This is a genomic window from bacterium (genome assembly GCA_029210545.1).
In the GTDB taxonomy this organism is placed as follows: Bacteria; BMS3Abin14; BMS3Abin14; order BMS3Abin14; family BMS3Abin14; genus JARGFV01.
In genome coordinates this window covers 1,313-22,548 of record JARGFV010000033.1, presented here as the reverse complement: position 1 = coordinate 22,548, position 21,236 = coordinate 1,313, and the positions used below count along the sequence as shown (strand labels likewise).

General features: G+C 58.5%; 21 protein-coding genes. All 21 read left to right on the top strand.

What is annotated here, in order from left to right:
• Positions 1-186 precede the first annotated feature (186 nt).
• A complete protein-coding gene (locus P1S46_05390) occupies positions 187-1,011 on the top strand; it encodes a M23 family metallopeptidase (protein ID MDF1535922.1) in 825 nt (274 codons plus the stop codon).
• A 180-nt stretch (positions 1,012-1,191) separates the two neighbouring features.
• Positions 1,192-1,362, top strand: coding sequence for a hypothetical protein (locus P1S46_05385; protein ID MDF1535921.1), 171 nt, complete (start codon positions 1,192-1,194; stop codon positions 1,360-1,362).
• Between the two features lie 382 nt (positions 1,363-1,744).
• Positions 1,745-2,803 (top strand): 4Fe-4S dicluster domain-containing protein, encoded by a 1,059-nt coding sequence (locus tag P1S46_05380; protein ID MDF1535920.1) that lies wholly within the window; start codon positions 1,745-1,747, stop codon positions 2,801-2,803.
• Positions 2,796-3,659, top strand: coding sequence for an FAD/NAD(P)-binding protein (locus tag P1S46_05375; protein MDF1535919.1), 864 nt, complete (start codon positions 2,796-2,798; stop codon positions 3,657-3,659). The genes P1S46_05380 and P1S46_05375 overlap by 8 nt, the downstream gene beginning before the upstream one ends.
• A complete protein-coding gene (locus tag P1S46_05370; protein ID MDF1535918.1) occupies positions 3,647-4,414 on the top strand; it encodes an NADH:ubiquinone oxidoreductase in 768 nt (255 codons plus the stop codon). The genes P1S46_05375 and P1S46_05370 overlap by 13 nt, the downstream gene beginning before the upstream one ends.
• Before the next feature lie 66 nt (positions 4,415-4,480).
• Positions 4,481-5,806, top strand: coding sequence for a Ni/Fe hydrogenase subunit alpha (locus tag P1S46_05365; GenBank protein MDF1535917.1), 1,326 nt, complete (start codon positions 4,481-4,483; stop codon positions 5,804-5,806).
• 127 nt (positions 5,807-5,933) lie between these two features.
• On the top strand, positions 5,934-6,335 hold the full coding sequence (locus P1S46_05360; GenBank protein MDF1535916.1) for a hypothetical protein: 402 nt from the start codon (positions 5,934-5,936) through the stop codon (positions 6,333-6,335).
• Between the two features lie 56 nt (positions 6,336-6,391).
• Complete coding sequence (locus tag P1S46_05355) at positions 6,392-6,940, top strand: hypothetical protein (GenBank protein ID MDF1535915.1); 549 nt, start codon at positions 6,392-6,394, stop codon at positions 6,938-6,940.
• 1 nt (position 6,941) lies between these two features.
• Entirely contained in the window at positions 6,942-7,934 is a 993-nt protein-coding gene (locus tag P1S46_05350) for a lysylphosphatidylglycerol synthase transmembrane domain-containing protein (protein MDF1535914.1), read from the top strand.
• On the top strand, positions 7,934-8,647 hold the full coding sequence (locus tag P1S46_05345) for an HAD-IA family hydrolase (GenBank protein MDF1535913.1): 714 nt from the start codon (positions 7,934-7,936) through the stop codon (positions 8,645-8,647). The genes P1S46_05350 and P1S46_05345 overlap by 1 nt, the downstream gene beginning before the upstream one ends.
• The gene (locus P1S46_05340; protein ID MDF1535912.1) at positions 8,640-9,773 is read left to right on the top strand and encodes a class II aldolase/adducin family protein; all 1,134 of its coding nucleotides are present in this window, start codon (positions 8,640-8,642) and stop codon (positions 9,771-9,773) included. Before P1S46_05345 ends, P1S46_05340 begins: the two co-directional genes overlap by 8 nt.
• Positions 9,773-11,365, top strand: a complete 1,593-nt coding sequence (locus P1S46_05335; GenBank protein ID MDF1535911.1) for an NTP transferase domain-containing protein — start codon at positions 9,773-9,775, stop codon at positions 11,363-11,365. The genes P1S46_05340 and P1S46_05335 overlap by 1 nt, the downstream gene beginning before the upstream one ends.
• Complete coding sequence (locus P1S46_05330; GenBank protein ID MDF1535910.1) at positions 11,355-12,086, top strand: glycosyltransferase; 732 nt, start codon at positions 11,355-11,357, stop codon at positions 12,084-12,086. The genes P1S46_05335 and P1S46_05330 overlap by 11 nt, the downstream gene beginning before the upstream one ends.
• A 14-nt stretch (positions 12,087-12,100) precedes the next feature.
• A complete protein-coding gene (locus tag P1S46_05325; protein ID MDF1535909.1) occupies positions 12,101-14,272 on the top strand; it encodes a hypothetical protein in 2,172 nt (723 codons plus the stop codon).
• An 11-nt stretch (positions 14,273-14,283) separates the two neighbouring features.
• Positions 14,284-15,996, top strand: a complete 1,713-nt coding sequence (locus P1S46_05320; protein MDF1535908.1) for a hypothetical protein — start codon at positions 14,284-14,286, stop codon at positions 15,994-15,996.
• Positions 15,993-17,390 carry a flippase gene (locus P1S46_05315; GenBank protein MDF1535907.1) on the top strand — a complete coding sequence of 466 codons (1,398 nt, stop codon included), beginning with the start codon at positions 15,993-15,995 and terminating at the stop codon, positions 17,388-17,390. Before P1S46_05320 ends, P1S46_05315 begins: the two co-directional genes overlap by 4 nt.
• Complete coding sequence (locus tag P1S46_05310; protein ID MDF1535906.1) at positions 17,387-18,088, top strand: methyltransferase domain-containing protein; 702 nt, start codon at positions 17,387-17,389, stop codon at positions 18,086-18,088. The genes P1S46_05315 and P1S46_05310 overlap by 4 nt, the downstream gene beginning before the upstream one ends.
• A 28-nt stretch (positions 18,089-18,116) precedes the next feature.
• Positions 18,117-19,046 carry a glycosyltransferase family 2 protein gene (locus P1S46_05305; protein MDF1535905.1) on the top strand — a complete coding sequence of 310 codons (930 nt, stop codon included), beginning with the start codon at positions 18,117-18,119 and terminating at the stop codon, positions 19,044-19,046.
• Positions 19,043-19,651 (top strand): class I SAM-dependent methyltransferase, encoded by a 609-nt coding sequence (locus P1S46_05300; GenBank protein MDF1535904.1) that lies wholly within the window; start codon positions 19,043-19,045, stop codon positions 19,649-19,651. The genes P1S46_05305 and P1S46_05300 overlap by 4 nt, the downstream gene beginning before the upstream one ends.
• A gap of 216 nt (positions 19,652-19,867) precedes the next feature.
• A complete protein-coding gene (locus P1S46_05295; protein MDF1535903.1) occupies positions 19,868-20,572 on the top strand; it encodes a class I SAM-dependent methyltransferase in 705 nt (234 codons plus the stop codon).
• A 17-nt stretch (positions 20,573-20,589) separates the two neighbouring features.
• Positions 20,590-21,236 (top strand): hypothetical protein (locus P1S46_05290; protein MDF1535902.1); only part of this gene is annotated, 647 nt, incomplete at its 3' end.

Genomic DNA, 21,236 nt, shown 5'->3' with positions numbered 1-21,236 from the left:
GTGATCTATCAGCAGTCATTGATTTGTAAGGAAAGGGAAAACGACGCTTTTCCCTTTCCCCAAGACATTAATGAGCCAGGAAAAGTTCCGCCTGGATTTTTTGCGACTCTATCAAGGTTCGTTGCCATAACTCTTATTCCGGGTTTGTTGCTGTTTGCCGGGTCATCTTTGGCCGCGACGATCCGTGTGACCTGGGACCCGGGTCTGGTGGTGTTGGGCGGCGTTGTCCCCGTCACAGTGACGTCGCCGGTCGATCTCATGGCCGCCGACGCGTTCTTCGGTGGTGAGCGCTTTCCCCTGCTGCCTGCCGGAAACAGGTCATGGGTCGCCCTTGTCGGTGTCTCTACGAAGCGTAAAGATCCCTCCCTTCCCGTTGACCTTTCCCTCTTTCCTGCCAAGGGTGGGCCTCCCTACCGGATCCGGGCCGACCTCATGATCCGCGAGCCGGTCCCCGGGAAGAGGGAGGTTCAGGAACTGGCCCTGCCAGCCGGGATGGTCGACCTTTCAGAAAGGAGGATCAGGCAGGTCCGCTCCGACAACCGTTCCCTGGGCGACAGTCTCGCCACCAGGACGCGGGAGCGGTTCTGGAGGGACGGGTTTGTCATTCCTGTGGAGGGACGCATCTCCACAAGGTTCGGAACGGGAAGGGTTCTCAACGGGAAGCCCCGCTCATCTCACAGTGGTGTGGATGTCGCCGCCGGAAAGGGCGCCCCCATTCTTGCCTCCAACAGCGGAAAGGTCCTCCTTGCCTACGATTTCTACCTTTCGGGAAAAACCGTTGTCGTGGACCACGGCTGGGGTATCTGCACCATCTACGGCCACATGGACCAGATAGGGGTGAGGGAAGGGCAGCGGGTTGAACGGGGCCAGGCCATCGGAACGGTGGGGACAACCGGCCGGGCAACGGGGCCCCATCTGCACTTCGGTGCCTTTATCCGAGGTGTGAAGGTGAATCCGTTAAAGCTCATCGAAGTGACACGGGATTTTACGGCGGATCGTAAAATCCCGTGAGTGGAGATAAAAAAACCTTGTTGACATGGTAAGTTACGTTTCAAGCTTAAGCGACCTGGGACTCAATCACAGCCCATGCCGGTCTGGCCCTTCTGGGTGAGTTTTCAGAGGGGTTGGGACTGCCCGTTCTTCTTGATCAGGAGTGTTTATTCCGGAGAATAACAGCCAGGAGCCTGTGAGATGTTCTCCGACAGGCTCCTGGTGTTGATGCTCAACGGCGGCGGTCAGTCTTTGGAGGATCTTCGGGAAGTGAGGAGGGATACGGCTCTTCTGGATCTTCTGGGCTGGGATGAACGGTGGGCTGTGTGGTCTGGACCGTGTGAACCGGGAACTGCTACGCCTGAGGTTTAAGACCCCTGTACTCTGGACATTGACGCGACGGCCATCGAGGCGGACAAGAGTTCGGCTCGCATGACGTACAAGGGGTTTTGCGGCTACACACGGAATCCGGATCCGTCCGGATTCCGTGTTCCTGAGCCTGCCTGCCGCAGGCAGGGGGGAACTATACCCGAAATCCGCTGATTGGGCCCTTTTGGCCGGGGCTTCGGCGCTGGTCGACAGCACCTGACGGCAATTAGTCCGGTTCATCAGACCCAAAACGAAAAAGCAGCCTCTCAGACGCGCCGAACGGAGGCCAGACAAAACCAATCTCGGATTTCGGGCTTCGGGTCTTTCTTGATACTCCCCCCATACCAAGTTATACTTGTACCCTGAGCATAGGAGGGGGGCTTCCTTGCGTGTTCTGAAGATCAGCCGTGACCAGTTGAAAAAGTGGCTAGACGAGTTGAGCGGGACCGTCGACCTTTACGTGCCGATGCCGGCCGGTAAGCAGGTTCACCGGTTTGAGCCCTATACGACCTTCGAAGAGCTGGACCTGTCCTACACCCGAACCGTCCTCCCCCCCAAGAAGTTCGTCTTTCCACCCGAGGAGGTTCTCTTCAACCGGGCCCCCTCGGGGGAGACGACAGTGCCGGATCTGCCGGCCAGGGATCTGGTCCTGTTCGGGGTCCATCCCTGCGACATCAACGGCATCCGGATCCTCGACACCTTTTTCTCATCCTTCGACAAGCCGGACTGGTACTATCAGAGGCGCAGGGCCCGCCTGAGGATCGTCGGGCTTTCATGCCTTCCCGACGAGCACTGTTTCTGCCGTTCCATGGACTGTGACTCGGCCGCTTCCGGATTCGACCTTTTCTTCCACGATATCGATCCGGAAAATCAGGACCGCGGGGAAAAGGTGTTTTTCGTCTCCCTCGGAACCGTGGAAGGAGACATCATGCTCGCCGATCGCGCCGACACCCTCCCCGAGGCGGAGCCGGAGGAGCTGGAGGCCCTTCTCGAGTACACGGAGCGCCGGGAAAGCGCCTACACCCTGGACCTGGACCCCTCGATCCTGCCGCAGGCCATCAAACTCCACCAGGCCGATCCCCTCTGGGACCGCCTCGGCGAACAGTGCCTCGCCTGCGGTGTGTGCAGCCTGGGCTGCCCTACCTGCACCTGCTTCAACATCAGGGACACCAACGACCTTGAAGGCGGATCTTCCCGGGTGAGGAATTGGGACGCGTGCCTTTACAGGGACTTTGCCCGGGTTGCCGGCGATCACAACTTCAGACCTCACCGGTCCGAGCGCATCCAGAACCGCTACTACCACAAGCAGGTCGGTTTTGCCGAGGCGTTCGGCAAACCCTCCTGTGTAGGCTGCGGCCGGTGCATCAAGTTGTGCCCCACCGGGATCCACTTCGTGGAGGTCTTCCAGTCCCTGGCCCGCGAAAGGCTCCCCGTCGATGAATAACCTCTACCTTACGGCCGACTGGACCATCCTCGAGATCAGGGAGATCATCCCTGGCCACTTTTTCGTTTCCCTCTCTCCCAGCGGGGGAGGCGGTGTCCCTGAATACAGTCCCGGACAGTTTTTCCAGATTTCCGTTCACGGTATCGGGGAGGCTCCCGTCTCGGTGTCGTCGAGCCCCACACGCCCGGGAACCCTGGAGATGTGCATCCGCAAGGTTGGACGGCTGACGGCGGCGATAGCCGGGCTGAGAGCAGGCAACCGCGTGGGGATCAGGGGACCCTTCGGCAACGGTTTTCCGCTGGAAAGGATGCGGGGGAATGACCTCGTCCTCCTGGCCGGCGGGCTGGGGATAGTGCCCCTGCGATCTCTGGTGAACTACGCTGTCGACCTGCCGGGAGAGTTCGGCCAGGTGACCGTTCTGTATGGAGCCGGTACCGACGCCCAACTCCTGTTTATCGACGATCTCCTGGGCCTTTCCAGGGACATCAATATCCAGCTTATCGTTCAGGAGATAACGGGAGCCGGTCCCTACGAGGAACGGTTCGGAGACAGAACGGGTTTTGTCACCGACCTTATCCCGGGGTCGGTCACCAGGCCCACCCGGACCTTCGCGGCCATGTGCGGGCCGCCGGTCTTCTATCGGTATGCCGTGAGCGCTCTTCTGGCGGAAGGACTCAGCAAGAGGCTCGTCTACATGTCCCTGGAACGGCGCATGGAATGCGGGATCGGCAAGTGCGGGCACTGCGGTGTTGGTTACCGCTATACGTGTGTGGACGGTCCTATCTTCAACTACTGGGACGCTTTCAATATGCCGGAGCTTATCGAAATGAGAGAAGGAGAGCCGTGGATCAGCTGACGGTCGGCATCTTCGGCCTTACCGGATGCGCCGGAGACCAGCTGACCCTCCTCAACTGCGAGGATGAGCTGCTCGCCATCGCCGGAAAAGTCCGCATGAAATCGTTCAAAATGGCCTCCACCACAGAAGTGGGAGGAGAGATCGAGGTCGCTTTCGTGGAGGGATCCGTCTGCCAGCCCCGGGACCTTGCCCTGCTCAGGGAGGTCCGTGGCCGTGCCCATAACCTTGTGGCCCTGGGTACCTGCGCCTGTTTCGGTGGTGTGGCTGCCATGGACCAGCGGCTCGATCCGGAGATCCTCAAGGAGAAAGTGTACGGAACCGAAGGGGATCTGTTCGCGATCCAGAGGGCCAGGCCGCTTTCCACCTATGTGGATGTGGATTTCATGCTGCCCGGGTGCCCGGTGGAAAAGGAGCAGCTTCTGGAGACAATATCGTGTCTCCTGAAAGGAAGCTTTCCGGAGATCCCAACGACCCCCGTTTGCGCCGACTGCCGGATCCGGGAAAACGTCTGCCTGGTCATCGAAAAGGAACAGGTATGCTGCGGCGCCCTGACCCGGGGGGGGTGCAAAGCCCGCTGCCCGAGCCTGGATGTTCCCTGCCTCGGCTGCCGGGGACCGGTGGAGGACGCTTATTACCGGGCGGAGATGGAGTTCCTGGCCGCAAGGGGGGTGACCAGGGAAGTCGTTCGGAAGGAGATGCTGCTCTTCTCGACCCCGGCCGGAATGGGGGAGAGGCTGGAAAAGGAGTTCGACTAGAAAATTTCAGGAACACCATCCTGGATTTTCCGGCTGAGGATAATTTTTTTCACAGAGGTGAAAAAATTGGGTGATAAAATCATTGAAATAAAACACCTGACGAGGGTCGAGGGACACGGGGGAATAACAGTGTTCCTTGACGGAGGCAAGGTCCGGGATGTCCACATGGACATCTTCGAGGGCGGCAGGTTCTACGAAGCCCTCGTCAGGGGCAAACCGTATCACACCCTGGCCCCCATCGTTTCAAGGGTCTGCGCCATCTGCAGCGCATCCCACGCGGTGTGCGCCCAGATAGCCGTGGAGGATGCCTTCGGCATCGAGATCTCCCCCAGGACCCGGCTGCTCAGGGACCTTCTGCTCCAGGGGGAGAACATCGAGAGCCATGCCCTCCACCTTTTTCTCCTGGTACTTCCTGACTACCTGGGGTACCCGTCGGCCCTCGACATGGCCAGGGACCACGGCCACGCCGCCAGGATGGGGCTCGCCCTTAAACAGCTGGGGAACCTTATCCAGGAGACCGTGGGAGGACGGGCCGTCCATCCTCCCAACGTCCTGGTGGGCGGTTTCGGCAGGATGCCTTCCCCTTCGGCCCTCGAAAACCTGGTGGAGAAGGTCAGGATGGGGATGGAGATGATCCCCATCCTCGTGGAACTCATGGCCGGGATCCCCGTACCACGGGTCCTGGAGGAGGAGACGGTCTACCTCGCCCTCCTCCCGCCTGAAGGTTACGGGTTCGTGTCACGGCGGATCGCGGCCTCCGACGGTTCTACATACAGTGTCGAAGAGTTCGCTTCGATTTGCCATGAACGTGTCGTTTCACACTCCCATGCCAAACAGTCCCTGTACTCGAAACGCCCTTTTGCAGTGGGCGCCCAGTCCAGAGTCGTTCTGGCAGGAGACAGGCTGGAGGGGCAGGCCAGGGTCGCCCTCGACCGGTTTGGCGGTCAGCAAGGGCCCTTCGGTCAAGGGAACCCGCTGTTCAACGGGCTGGCGCAGGCCGTTGAACTTGTCTATTCTCTCGAGACCGCGGCCAGGAACCTGCAGATGCTCCTGGATGGCGCATTTCCAACGGAAGAAAAACGGCCGGAGATCGTCCCCCGCTCCGGAACAGGTATCGGGCTCATCGAGGCGCCGAGAGGGATCCTCTACCATCAGTACGAGTTCGATGAAGAGGGCACTATCGTGGACGCCGACATCATCACCCCCACCGCCCAGAACCTGTCCAACATCGAGCGGGACCTCCGGCTGATCACCGAGAGATACGGTTCAATGATCGGGAGGGACGGACTCCTGCTGCCGGGGATGGCCCCCCTGAACGGAAAGGATCTGCCGTTCCTCCTCCAGGTCATCGCCCGCGCCTACGACCCCTGCATTTCCTGTTCCGTTCACTGAACGGAACCAGATTCCAGATTCCAGATTCCAAATTCCAAAGGGATGCCGAATGAGTTAAAGTACACTGAAGGTGGAACCCACGGTGTTTTTTTGAAATGTGGAATTTGAAATTTGGAGTTGAATTTTCATGACCCCTCTCCAAGCCATCACCTTTATCCGTGATACCCTCGGCTGCCGATGCCCTGAGGAGCTGTTCCGTGGGATCCGCAACGAAGTGGATCTGACGGAGGGGCCTCTCTTCGCCGCTTTTACGTCAGTCGAGCCGGGCCTGGTTCATTATCTGGACCGGGTTCTTGCTGTGGGCGGGCGTCTCCTGGTCGCTGTGACGCGCGTTTCCGACAGTAAGACGGTGAGCCGTATGCTGGAGGCGGGGAGGGTTGTCCGCGACAGCCAGGGGTTTAACCGGTTCAGGCTGGTCGTTATGGTCCCCGTCGACAGACAGCCGGTAGAAAAAACGGTGCCGGCACATTTCGATGACCGGATCCACCTGCATATCCTCGACATGATCAGCGCAAGAGATCTTGTCTGAACATTTTCGAAAAGGAACAACGGGCAATGCTTCTTGTTGAACACAGGGTGAACACGGTGAAGCAACTGTTAGAGGTACCCCGGGATCGGGGAATCGAGATCGATATCAGGGATTACGACGGTGAACTAAGACTCGTTCACGACCCCTTTCTCGGAGGGGAGACGCTGGAAAAGTTCCTGAATGCATACGATCACGCCCTGGCCATTTTCAACACCAAGTGCGACGGGATAGAAGGGCGTATAGAAGAACTTGCCCAGCGGTACCAGGTGTCCGATTATTTTTTCCTCGACCTGGCCAACCCGACTCTCGTGCGCCTGGCCAGGGAAGGGAACCATAATATCGCCGTACGTTTTTCCGAGTTCGAGCCTGTCGAATTTGCCCTGGCTTTTGCAGGCCAGGCCAGATGGGTCTGGGTGGACTGTTTCACCCAACTCCCCCTCGACAGGGGTACGTACGAGCAGTTGAGGAAGCATTTTCAGATCTGCCTGGTGTCCCCGGAACTCCAGGGCCATCCCCGGGAGAGTATCCGGGAATACCGCCGGCTTCTATCAGGGATGCCCATCGATGCGGTGTGCAGCGATTTTTGTGATGACTGGATGAGGTGATTTGCGCGGAACGGCAGAGACAATACGCACCTGGATAAGGCGGGTTATCCTGATCATGACGGCGGCCATGGTACTCTACATCGGGCTGACTGTCTGGTCCGGGTCCGGGGCACTGCGCAGTTCCCTGTCCATGGTTCGCTCGGGCTCCACCTTGCCCCTCGTTCTGGGGCTGGTCCTGACCGGTTGGTTCATCAGAGCGTACCGTTGGCACTTTTTTACACGCACCTTGAACTGGACGGTACCTGTCGGCCACAATTTCCTGGTATTTCTCGCAAGCTTTGCTTTTACAGCCACCCCGGGCAAAATGGGAGAGATCGTCAAGGCAGGCCTTCTCCGATCCCGGTACGGCACGTCCATCACCGAGACCTTCGCCATACTCTTTGCCGAACGGCTCGGGGACCTGATAGCCGTGTTTTTACTGGCCCTGGGCGGGATGACTGTTTTCGTGGACGCTTCAGTCTACCTGCTCGTCAGCGGAGCGGTCATCGCCCTGCTCACCTTTCTCATCGTATACTCCCCTGCCCGCAGAATGGTCGCCGCCATGGCGTCAAGGGTCGCTCCCGCAAAAGCCATGGTAGAGAGGGTAGAACGGTTCCTCTCATCGGCTGTGAGCCTTTTCCGGTTTGTTCCCTTTGTGACCGGACTGGCCCTCGCTCTTGTTGCCTGGGCCTGTGAGGCTGTGGCTTTTGCCTTGATACTGGAGGGAGTAGGTATAGGGGTCCCGGTTGTTACGATTTTTTTTATTTACGGCTTTTCGACGATTATCGGTGCCTTGTCCATGATGCCAGGCGGTATCGGAAGCATGGAAGCGGCCATGCTTCTGCTTCTTGCAGCAGTTGGTGTTCCGGCGGCCACGGCTGTTATCCCGGTCATCCTGGTTCGGGCATGCACACTGTGGTTCGTCAGTATCCTCGGTTTCGGGTTTCTTCTCCTGTGGTGGATCGCGGTGGATCGCGAGTTCATGTCTATCCGGTTGAATAAGGAAAACAACTGATGACTCAGCCCCGATCCGTGCTTTTCGATCTCGATAATACCGTTTATGCCTACAGCCCGTGTCACCAGGCGGGACTCAACGCGGCCTGGTCAGCCTCTGTCGATATGGTAGGGAGTTGGGCCGATAAGGCCGCCTTTCTGGATGGATACGATCGGGCTCGTCAACGGGTCAAGGAACAGATCAGGGGTGCGGCTGCTTCTCACAGCCGGCTTCTCTATTTCAAGGCCATGTTCGAAGCGGTGCTTGGTCGCACCGACACCGGCTGTTCCAGGGAACTGGAGGAAATATACTGGAGCGGCTACTTCGATCAGATGAAACCCGACAGCGGATGCGAAGATGTCCTGTGCAGGGTCAGGAGTGCCGGGATAAGATCGGCATGGGTATCCAATTTTACAACGGAGCGTCAATTACTGAAGCTTGAACACCTGGGGTTGTCCGGGGCTGTCGATCTCCTTGTCACCTCTGAGGAGGCCGGTGCAGACAAGCCTGACCCTGCAGTTCTTCTCCTGGCCATGGAAAGACTTGGTATGGGCCCGGTAGATACCTGGATCGTGGGAGACAGTCTCACCGATGATGTCGGTTCCGGAAAAAAGACAGGAGTCTTCACCGTCTGGTTCGATCGTTACGGCGAGGGCTGCGGAAAGGGCGGTCACTCCGATCCTGACGCTGTCGTAAACAGCTGGGCCGAGCTGGGGAGGCTGCTAGGTGTCTGATCGGGCGATCCACGACCTCGTGAGTGTCTGTCGTCTTTATGGCATGGATCTCCTCCAGGTCCAGGGCGGCGGTGGAAACGCTTCCATAAAATCCGGCGACGGCCAGTGGATGTGGGTCAAGGCTTCCGGAACCAGGCTGGCAGATGTGACCCCATCCACCGGTATCGTCAAGGTGTATCTGCCAGCTGTACGGGGTGTTCTCGACCTGCCCTCGCTGGAAGATGAGGACCGTCAGGTTGCCCAGGAAAGGTCCTCAAAAATGGTGCTCGCGGCAGTGAGGGACGATACTGGTCTCAGACCCTCCCTGGAGACCCTTTTCCATGCGGTTCTCGGAGATGTGGTGCTCCACACGCATCCTGTTTTAATCAACTCCCTGGCATGCCTGGAAGGCGGCCGGGATGTCCTTTCCAAAGGAATATGGGTTCCCTATGCGCCCCCGGGAGTCGAGCTGGGTGCCAGGGTTGCCAGCTGGTGTACTGATGAGAATGAGGGAATCCTGGTTTTCCAGAACCACGGGCTGGTGGTCCACGGCGGGGATGTGCGGCGGGTGAGGACGATCATGGAATGTGTCCTTGCCCATGCGGAGTCCCTGGTCGGGCCCATTCCCCCCGATGGCCTGGGTGTGGAGGACCCGCCTGAGCACTTGAAACGGTGGGGCGGTGATCTCAAATCGGCCCTGTCCAAACGGTTCCCCGGTTCTGCCCTTGAAGTGAGGGCTTCAAAAAGGGTGTTTGTGAACAGGTACGGAAGCGATCCGGCGTCATCGGGCGATGCAGGAGCTCTAGTTCCTGACGACGTGGTCTACGGTGTGCACCGGCTCATTGAAACGGAAATCTCCGACCCGGCCCAAAGGTGTGTTGATGAGATGCCCGATCTCCCCCCGGACAGGTTGGCCGTGGCTGTGAAGGGAGGAGGGACGGTTTTTGGGGCCGCTTCACCCGATGCTGTCGATGCCATGGAGGAGACCTTGCTCGCTCACGTTCTGGTTCGCTTTCTCATTGCACGGCTGCAGGGACACCCGGTTTTTCTTCCGGAGGAGGAGATCCGATTTATCGAATGCATGGAGTCTGAAAGGTACAGGCGCGGGGTCGTGGACCGGGATCAATTTCGGGAAGGAGAGTCATAGTGCAGGTGGTTGTTCCCATGTCAGGCAGGGGATCCCGCTTTGTGAGGGCAGGGTTCAGGGAGATTAAACCTCTCATAGAGGTAGACGGCATGCCGATCATCGAACATGTCGTGGCCATGTACCCGGGAGAAACCGACTTCCTGTTCATCTGCGCCAGGGACCATCTGGAGGAAACCCCCTTGCGCTCGGTTCTCAGTGACCTGGTGCCCCAGGGCATCATTGCCGTGGTGGAACCGCACAAACTTGGTCCGGTACACACAGTTCTCGAGGCCCGGGAGTTTGTCCGCAACGATACCCCGGTCGTGGTTAACTACTGCGATTTTTCCGTTACCTGGGATTACTCCCATTTTAAAAGGACCACGTCGAAGACAGGTTGTGACGGCTGCATTACAGCGTATCGTGGTTTTCACCCTCACAGCCTCGGTCCGAACCTGTACGCTTACATGCGGGAGAAAAACGGCCGGCTCCTGGAGATCCGCGAGAAGGGATCCTTTACCGACGATCGTATGAACGAGTTTGCCTCGGCCGGAACCTACTATTTTCGCACCGGGCAGATGCTTATACACTACTTTGAGAGAGCTTATAAAGAGGGGCTCACCACGGGAGGTGAGTACTACGCCAGCCTGCCGTACAACCTCCTCCTTGAGGACGGTCTTGATGTCCTTGTCTACGAACTGGAACACTTTCTCCAGTGGGGGACACCGGAGGACCTCGAGGAATACAAGGAATGGTCCGATTACTTCACACATTGGGCCAGCTGGGTTCCTGCCGCGCGGCAGGGCGTTGGGGAGGGGCTTGTCCCCATGGCAGGGGAGGGTCTGCGGTTTGTCCGGGAACAGTATGAGGACCCCAAACCGCTCATCCCGGTATCAGGACGTCCCATGGTGGATCGCTCCATGGGATCGTTCCCTCCCTGCAGCCGTTGGATCACCCTGTGTCTTTCCAGCCACCTCGAGGATCCCCGGTTGGTCCCAGCCCTTGAAAGAGGCGGCAGGAAGGTCCAGGTCATGGTCGTTGAACAGCCCACGGAAGGGCAGGCGAGCACCTGTCTCCTGGCCAGGGATCAACTGGGTATGGAAACCCCACTTTTTATCGGTCCGTGTGATGCCGGCTTCGTCTACCACGAAGGTGCGCTGTCTGAAGCGCTCAACGAACCGGGGATCGACTGTCTCGTCTGGACCTTCCGGGACCATCCCCACGCTAACCGGAACCCGGAGCAGTACGGCTGGGTTCAGACGGATATTGACGGTTCAGTGACGGGGGTGTCGTGTAAAAAGCCGCTGGGAGAGGATGTTTCCGGCGACCCCGGGGTGACAGGTGCGTTCTGGTTCCGCAAGGCCCGTTATTTTCTGGAGGCTGCCGATGCCATGATCGCCGCGGATGCCCGCATCAACGGAGAGTTTTATGTGGATCTGGCCATCGATTTCCTGGTTGGCGCCGGGCGGAGGGCATGTGTCTTCGATGTGATCCACTACATCTGTTTCGGCACCCCCGACGATGTCCGGACTTTTGAATACTGGGAACGCTACTTTTCAATAGCTTCCCACCATCCGTACACGGTAAGCGAGGGGGGCGGTCCAGTTGATCTCTGAGGGTGCGCCCAGGTTGTCCATCGTGTTGCCTTGTTACAATGAGGCCGATTCACTTCCCGATCTGCTGGCTTCCTACCGGGAGGTCTGGGAGGACCTTCCCGCCGAGCTTGTCCTTGTCGATAACGGAAGTACAGACGAAACGGCCACTGTTCTGGAAAGGGAACTTTCACGGCCCGAGTATTCCTTTGCCAGGGTCGTGCGTGTCAAACGCAACCGAGGATACGGGCACGGTATCGCTGCCGGGCTGTCTGCAGCCAGAGGGGAGTACCTTTCCTGGTCCCATGCCGACATGCAGTGCAGTCCGGCCGATCCTTTCAGGGCCTATCACGAATCAATGCGTGCTCCCGATCCGGACCGGATCGTTGTAAAAGGACTGCGGACGAATCCGCGCGGCATCGCGGCGAAACTGATCACCGTGGGAATGTCCGTGATCGCATCCACGGTGCTTGCAGCATCTCTTTCCGATATCAATGCCCAGCCCAAGGTCTTCAAACGTGATCTGCTGACTTTCCTGAGCGACCCGCCGGACGGTTTCCAGTTTGACCTTTACGTATTGTACATTGCCAGAAGGCAGGGTTATGGTATCCGGACCATCCCCGTCCATTTCGGGGAGCGGATTCACGGTGAATCCAGGTGGGCGGCAACTTTCCGGTCCAGATTCAGGACAATAATGGCCACCATACGTTATATCTTCCGGCTCAGATTCAGCAGCCGGGCATAACCCGGAAAGGTCCCATGACGAAGAGGGGACAGGTGAACATGGATGTCGATCACGGCCCGATTAGATCATGGCGATGGCTGGACCTCTTCGGGCTGGCCCCTCTTTTCAAGAGCCGATTCTTCTGGGTCCTTCTTGCCTTTAAGCTCTTTCTTGGTTTTTCCGCTGCATCCTACTTCCTGAGCGACCTGTTTGTCCCTTTTATTAACCGGTTTGCCGAGGCACCCCTGGAGTCGCCATGGGAGTATTTCTTCGCCATGGGTCGTCTCAACAGCTTCCCCTATCCCACCATAATGCTCCTTGTCCTGGGTCTCCCGAGGCTCATCCTCAGCCCGTTCCTCCAGAGCGGTGTCGATGTAGTGACCAACTGGCATCTTCTTACCATGCGGCTTCCCCTGCTGGTTGGAGACATCGTCGTAGCTGCGGTACTGGTTCACTGGTTCCCTCACCGGGTAAAGCGGATCCTCCTGTATTACTGGTGCTCACCGGTGGTCATCTACATCTGTTACTGGCATGGGCAGCTGGACATCATTCCAACGGCGATCTTCATGGTGGCCCTCACTCTTCTAAAGGAGAACCGCAACCTCGGCGGCATGGTCCTTCTCGGGCTGGCCACCTGTGCGAAGACCCACCTTCTGGCTGCCTGGCCCTTCGTTCTCATCTACCTTGTGCACCGGGTCGGGCTGTTCCGGGCTTTACAGGGTCTTGGCGTCTCCCTTGTCTCCTTCCTCCTCCCCATGGCGCCCTACCTGGGAAGTTACGCATTTCGTGCCATGGTGTTCGGTACAGCAGAGCAATCCCGTCTTTTCGCCTTTTCCATCCCTGTGGGGCCCCAGGAACTGTCCCTGCTCCTGGCGCCATGCGCCATTATCGTTCTCTGGTTCCGGTTTACCGCATACGCACGCAAGAACTGGGACCTGTTTATCCTGTACATCGGAGTCCTGTTCTCGGTGTTTGTCCTGCTCATTCCACCCCGTCCCGGTTATTTTCTCTGGTCACTGCCCTTCGTGGTATTTTTCCTCTGCAGATCCGGCAGGACCTATCAGACCCCCTACCATGCCTACTCTATCTCCTACCTGGTGTTCTTCTGGATGAGCCGCGGTTCGGACCTGTTCGACGCCTGGAGTGTGACTTTCCCGGCCCTGGCATCAGTTAAGGAACCGCTGATGCTCCTTGAGGGGCCCCTGGGACCGGTCAAGGCGGGTATCGCGGTTAACCTTGCTTACACAATGATGGAGGTGTCCCTGGCCGGGATCGTTCTCAATATGTACTTGTTCGGTGTGAGAAGTAACGCTGTTTACCGCATGAGAAACACTCCATTCATGATCGGTGTGGCAGGCGACAGCGCTTCGGGCAAGGATAGTTTTGTTGAGCTCATATCACAGGCCCTCGGCAGGGAACGGGTCACGTCAGTGGCGGGGGACGATTACCACCGCTGGCCGAGAGGCCACGAGATGTGGCAAGTTTTCACTCATCTCGATGTTCATGCCAACGAACTCCACCTGCAGCAGGAACATGCCATCGCTGTCCATGATGGAAAGACCATCATCAAGGGCAGTTACGACCATTCCACCGGGCAGTTCACAGAGGCCTGGCCACTGGACCCTGATCAGTATGTCGTCTACCAGGGACTTCATTCCCTGTCCATGGAGACCATGCGGAACCTGTATGACCTGAAAGTTTTTCTCGACCCTGACGAGAAACTTCGCAGATACTGGAAAATCCGGCGGGATGTGCGGGAGCGAGGATACAGGCCTGAGGAGGTATTATACTCCCTCCAGGAAAGGGAGCCTGATCGCGCGAATTTCATCATCCCCCAGAGAGCCTACGCCGACATCATCGTTCACTGGATGACGAAGAGTGAAGTTGAGGACCTGGCGTTGGATACCGTGATCGAGGTTGACCTGCACGTGATGCTGGTAAACAGTTTTGGCCTTGCGAGGGCGATGCAGGAACTCAGCCGCTATGAGACCCTGCACATCGAGCACGAACCTTATGTCGACGCCAAGTGGCAGGCACTCGTTATTTCGGGCAGCGTTGAAGCCGCCGGTTTGTCCTCCGTTGCCCGGACGGTCATCCCTAACCTCGAAGAGATCGCACCCCAGTTTGAGTTTACCGATGGACTCCCAGGCTGCCTGCAACTGCTGTTTCTCATCTGTGTCTCGGAAAAGGTGAGCTGGAGCAGTTAGGAGTGAAAAAGGTGATAAATGATCAGAGCGGGTGGGTGGAGAAGCTTCCTTGGCTCATCCGGCTGTTTCAAGGCAACCGGTGGCAGCCATTCCTTCTGGCGGCTATCTGTTACCCCCTTGCCCTGCGCGGGTTCCAGCAGTTCCTTGCATCCGGGAGCACCGCCTTCGAATGGCCGGCCCTTGACATGGCGCTCTATTTTGAAAGGGCTGCCGATCCGGATTTTCTCAGGGGGGATTTCTTCACGGAAGCGAGCGCTGCCCCGAACCCGCGGCATGTATTCGGGAAACTGGTCCTGTCTTCAGGCGCTCTCCTCGGATGGGGCTGGTACCAGGTCCTGTTTGGAATGAAGCTCTTGTGCGCACTGGCTTTCCCCCCGCTTTATTTCCTCACAACCTGGCGGCTTACTGCCGACCGCTTCCGCAGTTGGCAAGGAAGCCTGGTGGCCATATGTGTGGCGGTTCTCGGTATCGTTCTTATCGTGTCCACCCGGCTCGGGGAGTACCTGTCGGTGGCCTGGTTCAAGCCGTACAAGGTTGACGCCACCCCTCAATCCCTGTCCCTTCTCATCGGTATGACAGGTGTCATCCTTGTCGCAGAGTCGGGGGCAGTTCTCTTTGCGGCAGGTCTTGGACTCCTGGCCCTTTCGTGTCTGATCCACCCGGCCATCGGGATCTTTCTTGCCGCCGTGGTGATCCTGTCCAGGGTGGGCATCACATCCAGGCCCAGGCTGGCCATGGTGGGGATGACAGCGTTCCTCGCGGGAATGGCCGTTTCGCTCATGTTCCCTCCTGACCTGAAGATAAACGCCGCCGAGTTCGTGCGTACCTATGTTGTGGAAAGGCATCCCAGTCACTACCTGCCGTCAGCCTTTGGCACGCTGACCAGTTGGCCATGGTACCGAAGCTTTACGGTGGTCACTATGTGCATGATCCTGCCGCTGGTCTACTTCGCCCGCCGACGGGATCTGGCCAGGTTTGCTCCCGCTGCGCTTTTTACGGCAGCCTATACGGGAAGCCTGGCCGCGCAGTGGTTTTTCGTGGTGGTGTTTCCTGTCAAGCAGGTCGCGGTTCTCGGGCCCATAAGGTTCACCATTTTCGGCTACCTCATGGTGGTCATGGGCTGGTCCATGATGCTGGCAGATGCGGCGGATGCGATGTCCGGAAGGTGGGTCTTTTCGGTCCCTGTCGGCCGTCAGGCCCGGCCCTTCCCCGTGTGGCCGGTCACGGGGCTTGTTCTGGCTGCCGTTGTTCTCGTGACATCGATCCTCTCTCCGGTCCTTATTGACGATCCGGAAAGCCGGGTCACGCGTCATTACGGCGGGCTGTTCAAATGGATCGCCTCGACTCCGGAAAAGTCCACCTTTGCGGTGTATCCGGGGTACCTCAACCTTTTCCTCCCGGTGTTTACCCGCAGACCGGTTTACGCCAACAATGGTTTCCCCTTCCGGGAGGATTTTTTCGCTGAGTACACCGACCGTTATGCCCGCCTTTACGGAAGCGCGGCCCAATTGAAGGAAATTTCAGGGAGCTGGACAGGGGCCCGTTCCGCCGCCTTCTACCGCTCCAGGACACCGGCTGATTTCATGGAAGCGTCCCGGAAGCATCGTCTGGATTTCGTCATCATGGAAAAGGATCATGCCGGGCGCTTCGCCGGGCTCAGGCCTGTCTACCAGGATGAGCGTGTCCTGATCTACCCCCTGGGTGGTCAGGAGGCATTCAGGTGACAACCTCCCCACGGGGTAAGAGCGTCCTGTCCGGTTTTTTGTCAAGGCTGGTACCGTCCTCCCTGGCCGAGATCACTTCGGGAACGGAAAACCGGCGTAAGATCTCTTCCAATACAGCCTGGCTTTTCGGGGACCGGGTGGTTCGAATGGGTGCCGGTCTTGTCGTTGGTGTCTGGCTCGCCCGCTACCTCGGCCCTGAGAGTTTCGGGGTTTACAGCTACGCTATCGCCTTCACCTTCCTGTTCTCTCCCATTCGCAGCCTCGGCCTGGAGCGGGTCGCGGTCCGGGAACTGGTGAAAAGACCCGGGGATGCGGGTCCTGTCATGGCCAGTTCCATGTTGCCCATGCTGATCGGAGGGGTGGCCGCCTTTGCCGCTGCCGGAATCGCCGTCGGCGTGATACGCCCAGGTGACGCCACTGTCCGCAGCCTCGTTCTGGCTGTCGCGGCGGGGATGGTCTTCCAATCCTTCGACGTGGTGGATTACTATAACCAGTCCAGGGTTGAATCCCGGTTCACCGTTCTGCCCAAGGGACTCGTGTTCCTTGCTGCTTCGGCCTCAAAGGTGGCACTGATCGTGGCCGGGGCCTCGGTGGTCGCCTTCGGATGGGTCTACGGAGCCGAACTTCTTTCTGCTGCGGCGGCCCTCACCATCGTCTACCTGATGCGCCGGGACACGCCGGCTTTAAACCGATGGAGACCGGCTTTAGGGCAGGTACGGGAGCTGCTTGCAGATAGCTGGCCCCTGCTGATCTCCTCTGCCCTCATCGTCATCAACATGCGTATCGATCAGGTAATGATGGGCGGCATGCTTGGGGACCGCCAGGTGGGGATCTACTCCGTGGCTGTCAGGCTCACGGAGCTTTGGTACTTCATACCGATCATCCTTCAGTCCACACTCATGCCCAGCATCGTCAGGGCCGGGGAGGTGAGCCGTGCCCTGCTCGATCGCCGTATGCACAGCTTTTACCGGCTCATGTCTGGCCTCGCCTATATGATCATCGTGCCCATGTGGCTGCTCGCCGACCGGCTGGTGCTCCTGCTTTTTGGCGAAGCCTATGTGGAGGCTGTTCCCATGCTCCGGTGGCTCCTGATCACAGTGCTGTTCGTGAACCTGGGCCTGGCCCGCACGGCCTTTCTGACCACGATGAACTGGACTCGCCTTCACATGGCAAGCTCGGTGCTCGGAGCCTTGATAAACGTCGCCTTGAACCTCATACTGATCCCGGTATACGGCGGCATGGGAGCGGTGACCGCCTCCCTGATCGCCTATTGGGTACAGGTCCACGGTGCCTGTTTCCTTTTCCCCGCATTGCGGGGAACGGGATTGAGCATGCTCAGGGCCATGGTGCTGATGCCCGCATCCTTCGGTGACGATCTTGGGGAGGAGAAATGATCGAAGTGCTGCGCTCGGCACGAGACTGGATCGAGAGGTGCGCACTGGTCCAACCAGAAGAGGACCGCATCCTTTCTTTCATCAAGTCCATCGGGTCGGCCCCCGGTCGCCGCGTCCTGGACGTGGGGTGCGGTTACGGTTCCAAGTTGAGAAAGATCGCCTCAGCGGGTTACGAGGCAGTGGGTGTGGATGTCAACCAGGACGCCGTCACCGCGGTAAGGGAAAGCGGCCTGTCCTGTTTGACCGCGGGAGAGTTCAGGGAGACAGCGGACCTTTACGATGTCATCCTCATGTCCCACATCATCGAGCACTTCGATGCGGACGGCCTCGTGGGTTTTATGGACAGTTACCTCGACAGACTGAAGCCCGGCGGCCATGTCCTCATTGCCACACCTGTTTTCTCACCACGGTTCTTCGAGGATCCTGACCATGTCCGTCCTTACCATCCCGGAAGCATCCTCATGATCTTCGGTGAGGGGGACCACCAGGTTCGGCTGCGCGGACGGCACGGACTGCGCCTGGTGGACCTGTGGTACCGGCGGCAGCCCTGGTCCATTACCTTCGCCAGGGGGATCGGGACTTCAGGAGGATTTACACTTGCGGGTCTTGTGAACCTGCTTCTGGCCGTTTTTCACCTTGCCACCTGCCGTATGGCCGGCCGCGTCACCGGGTGGGTGGGGCTTTTTGTCAAGGAGTGACCTGCAATGATGCCACTGGAAAGTCCGTATGCCTGATCCGTCAACAGCCCCCGTTCTCCTGCTCATCTTCAACAGGCCCGATGCGGCGGCTCGGGTGTTCGAGCGTGTCAGGCAAGCCAGGCCGGCCACGCTCTACGTTGCTGCCGACGGTCCACGTGAAAGTGTCCATGGGGAGAAGCGCCTTTGTGCCGAAGCCCGACGGGCCGCTACCAATGTGGACTGGCCCTGCGATGTGAAAACCCTGTTCAGGGAGGGGAACCTCGGGCTGCGGGCTGCCGTCAGCGGGGCTCTGGACTGGTTCTTCGGACAGGAGGAGGAAGGGATCGTCCTGGAGGATGACTGTGTTCCATCGGGCAGTTTTTTCCCCTTCTGCACCGAACTCCTTGAGAGGTATCGTCACACCCCCGAGGTCATGGCGGTGTCCGGCGTCAACTTCCAGTTCGGGGCCCATAAAACCCCTTACAGCTACTATTTCTCCCGGTATAACCACTGCTGGGGGTGGGCCAGCTGGAGCAGGTCGTGGGAAGCTTACGACAACGACATGACACGGTGGCCGCAGGCCAGGGAGGACGGGACTCTCGGAAAGGTCCTCGGAGACCCTGAAGCGGCGCGCTACTGGAAAGAGGCGTTCGATAAAGCATACCGGAACGAGGTTGATTCCTGGGCATACCGGTGGACCCTGTCCACGTGGCTTGCCGGCGGAGTGGCTGTCCTGCCCACTGTCAACCTGGTGACCAATATCGGTTTCGGCGACGAGGCGACACACACACGCGGCAGGAGCCTGCTGGCCTGCATGAAAACCGGGGAAATAACCTTCCCCCTGAGACATCCCCCCGGCACCTCGGTGGACGAAAACGCTGACCGCAGGACCTTCGACACCTGCTACCGGAGAACCCTGTCGGTGAGGATCAGGAATAAATTAGGACATCTTTTCCGGTGCCGGGGTCCGAACTGTTGAAGATCGGAGCAGTCCGGATATTGGGGACCCTTTCAGCCGCCTGGCGGGCTGCCTGGTCGGTTCCGGGAAAGTACAAGTACCTGTTCCTGTTAAAACCTCTGGACGCCACCCGGTACCTGGAGTTCGGATACCTGTTGGAGTTTCTCGACCAGAGGAAGGACCGGCCCGGCGCCGTGCTGGACGTCTCATCTCCGGTGATGATATCCCACATCCTGGCCCGCCGGGGTTATTCCGTAACGAAAACGGACATCAATCCGGGTGAGGCGAGGTTCGTTGGAGGGACGTCGAACCCGCACTTCGAGGTCCAGGATGCAAGGGATCTCGCCTTTCCGGACGGGACGTTCGACCTGGTGGTGTCCATCAGTGTCATCGAGCATGTTTACGAGGAATATGGATCGGTCATTGATGAGATGGTGAGAGTTACCCGGCCCGGTGGTTATATCTACCTGACCTTTCCAGTGGCCGGTGAGCATCGGGAAGAGTGGGTCGATTCGGATATCTACGGAGCTCAGGCCCGTGCCGGGCAAAAGGTGTTTTTCCAGTACCGGTTCGGTTCCGATCAGTACCGGGCCCTTCGGGAGGGATTACCGGACGGTTGCCGCTGATATCTTCTGGGAGAGGAGAGACGGCCTTTACGACAAGCTGGTGGGTCGTTTGCGGAAAGCCCCGCAGTCTGTAGTTGCAGCTCATCTGAGAGCAGCTTTCTGGAATTTCGTGACCGGTCCGTTCTTCTTTAAATCTGATCCCGGCGATTTCCAGATTTCCCGCCGGTTCGGCAACGCCCACTGGATCCTGAGGATCAAGGAAGGTCAGGTTGATCGATGAGCACACCCGGATATTTCGATCTGAGGAGGATGAATCCGCCAGGACCCGATGAGATAGCCGAACCTCCTGAATGGCTTGAGGAGGTGTTGACAGATCCCGGTGAGCGGGTGCTGGAAGTCGGCTGCGGATCGGGAGTTGTCCTGAAAACTCTCAGGGACCGGGGTTACTTTGCCCTGGTTGGAGTGGATGTGGACCAGTGGGCTGTTACCCACTGCCGGGAGGCAGGGCTGGATGTTCGTCTCATCTCGAGCATCCAGGAGTTTACCGGAACCATTGACGAGCGTTTTGACCTCGTTCTCATGCTCCACGTGCTCGAACACCTGGAAAAAGATCAGATCATTGCGTCGCTGACCGCCATCAGGTCAAGGATGGCGGCCGGCGGCCGGATCGTGGTGTCGGTTCCTAATGCTCAATCTCCCACAGGTGGATACTGGGCTTACGAGGATTTCACCCATTCCACCATCTTTACTTCCGGGAGCCTTTACCATGTCCTCTCGGCTGCGGGTTTCACCCGGATCGAACTCGTCGATCCTGTCGGTCTTGCAGGTCTGGGGCCGGTAAAGGCAGCCTTGCGAAAGGCACTGGTCTCTCTGTATGGATGGACCAGGACGCTGGTCAACAGGATGACGGGCAGTTCCTGGCATGGTCCAAGCCCCCGTGTATATACTTTCGAGGTCAAGGCGGTAGCGTACAACCGATGAAGGATCTGAAGCGTAAAATGAGCCGCGGACTCATGCTAGCTGTCGACAGCCTGGCTATAGCTTTGCCCACCAGGCCTGCGGATGCGAGAGGGCGCAAAAAAGTTCTCGTGGTACGGCTGGACGCCATGGGCGATCTCGTCCTGTTCACGGATGCTTTGAGGGCGATCCGGGAGAGGTACCCTTCAGAGAGCTGGGAGCTGACCCTGGCCGTTAACGCCATGTGGACAGGCCTTCTGACAGGTCAGGGGTTCGCGGACCATGTTCTGCCCCTTGATCGGTCACGTTTTCTCTCCTCTGTCAAATACAGGTACTCGATCGCAAGGGAGGTAAGGAGCAACAGGTTCGATCTTGCTCTTAACCCGACCAGAAGCAGGGAAGCGATGCTGGGGGACGCTCTGATCAGGTTAAGCATGGCTCCGGAACGGATCGGATGGGAAGCGGGAGCGGATAATATTTCGACTGCCGGTCGGATCATGTCTGACCGGTGGTATACGCGGCTTTTTCCAGCCCGGGAACCGGATCTCATGGAGCTGGAGCGAAATGCCATGTTCGTGCGCCTGCTGGGATCGGAGGAGTTCGAGGCGTCAATGCCGAAGCTCGAAGTACAGCCTGGCTGGATTAATGATGCTCGCAACATTCTGGATGATAGGGGAGTTGGAGATAA

What these genes read in the sequence shown, in the direction of transcription:
- P1S46_05295 (MDF1535903.1), top strand. Translation starts at nt 19,868, where the DNA reads ATGAGCACACCCGGATATTTCGATCTGAGGAGGATGAATCCGCCAGGA.
- P1S46_05385 (MDF1535921.1), top strand. Translation starts at nt 1,192, where the DNA reads ATGTTCTCCGACAGGCTCCTGGTGTTGATGCTCAACGGCGGCGGTCAG.
- P1S46_05345 (MDF1535913.1), top strand. Translation starts at nt 7,934, where the DNA reads ATGACTCAGCCCCGATCCGTGCTTTTCGATCTCGATAATACCGTTTAT.
- P1S46_05305 (MDF1535905.1), top strand. Translation starts at nt 18,117, where the DNA reads ATGCCTGATCCGTCAACAGCCCCCGTTCTCCTGCTCATCTTCAACAGG.
- P1S46_05325 (MDF1535909.1), top strand. Translation starts at nt 12,101, where the DNA reads ATGACGAAGAGGGGACAGGTGAACATGGATGTCGATCACGGCCCGATT.
- P1S46_05310 (MDF1535906.1), top strand. Translation starts at nt 17,387, where the DNA reads ATGATCGAAGTGCTGCGCTCGGCACGAGACTGGATCGAGAGGTGCGCA.
- P1S46_05375 (MDF1535919.1), top strand. Translation starts at nt 2,796, where the DNA reads ATGAATAACCTCTACCTTACGGCCGACTGGACCATCCTCGAGATCAGG.
- P1S46_05360 (MDF1535916.1), top strand. Translation starts at nt 5,934, where the DNA reads ATGACCCCTCTCCAAGCCATCACCTTTATCCGTGATACCCTCGGCTGC.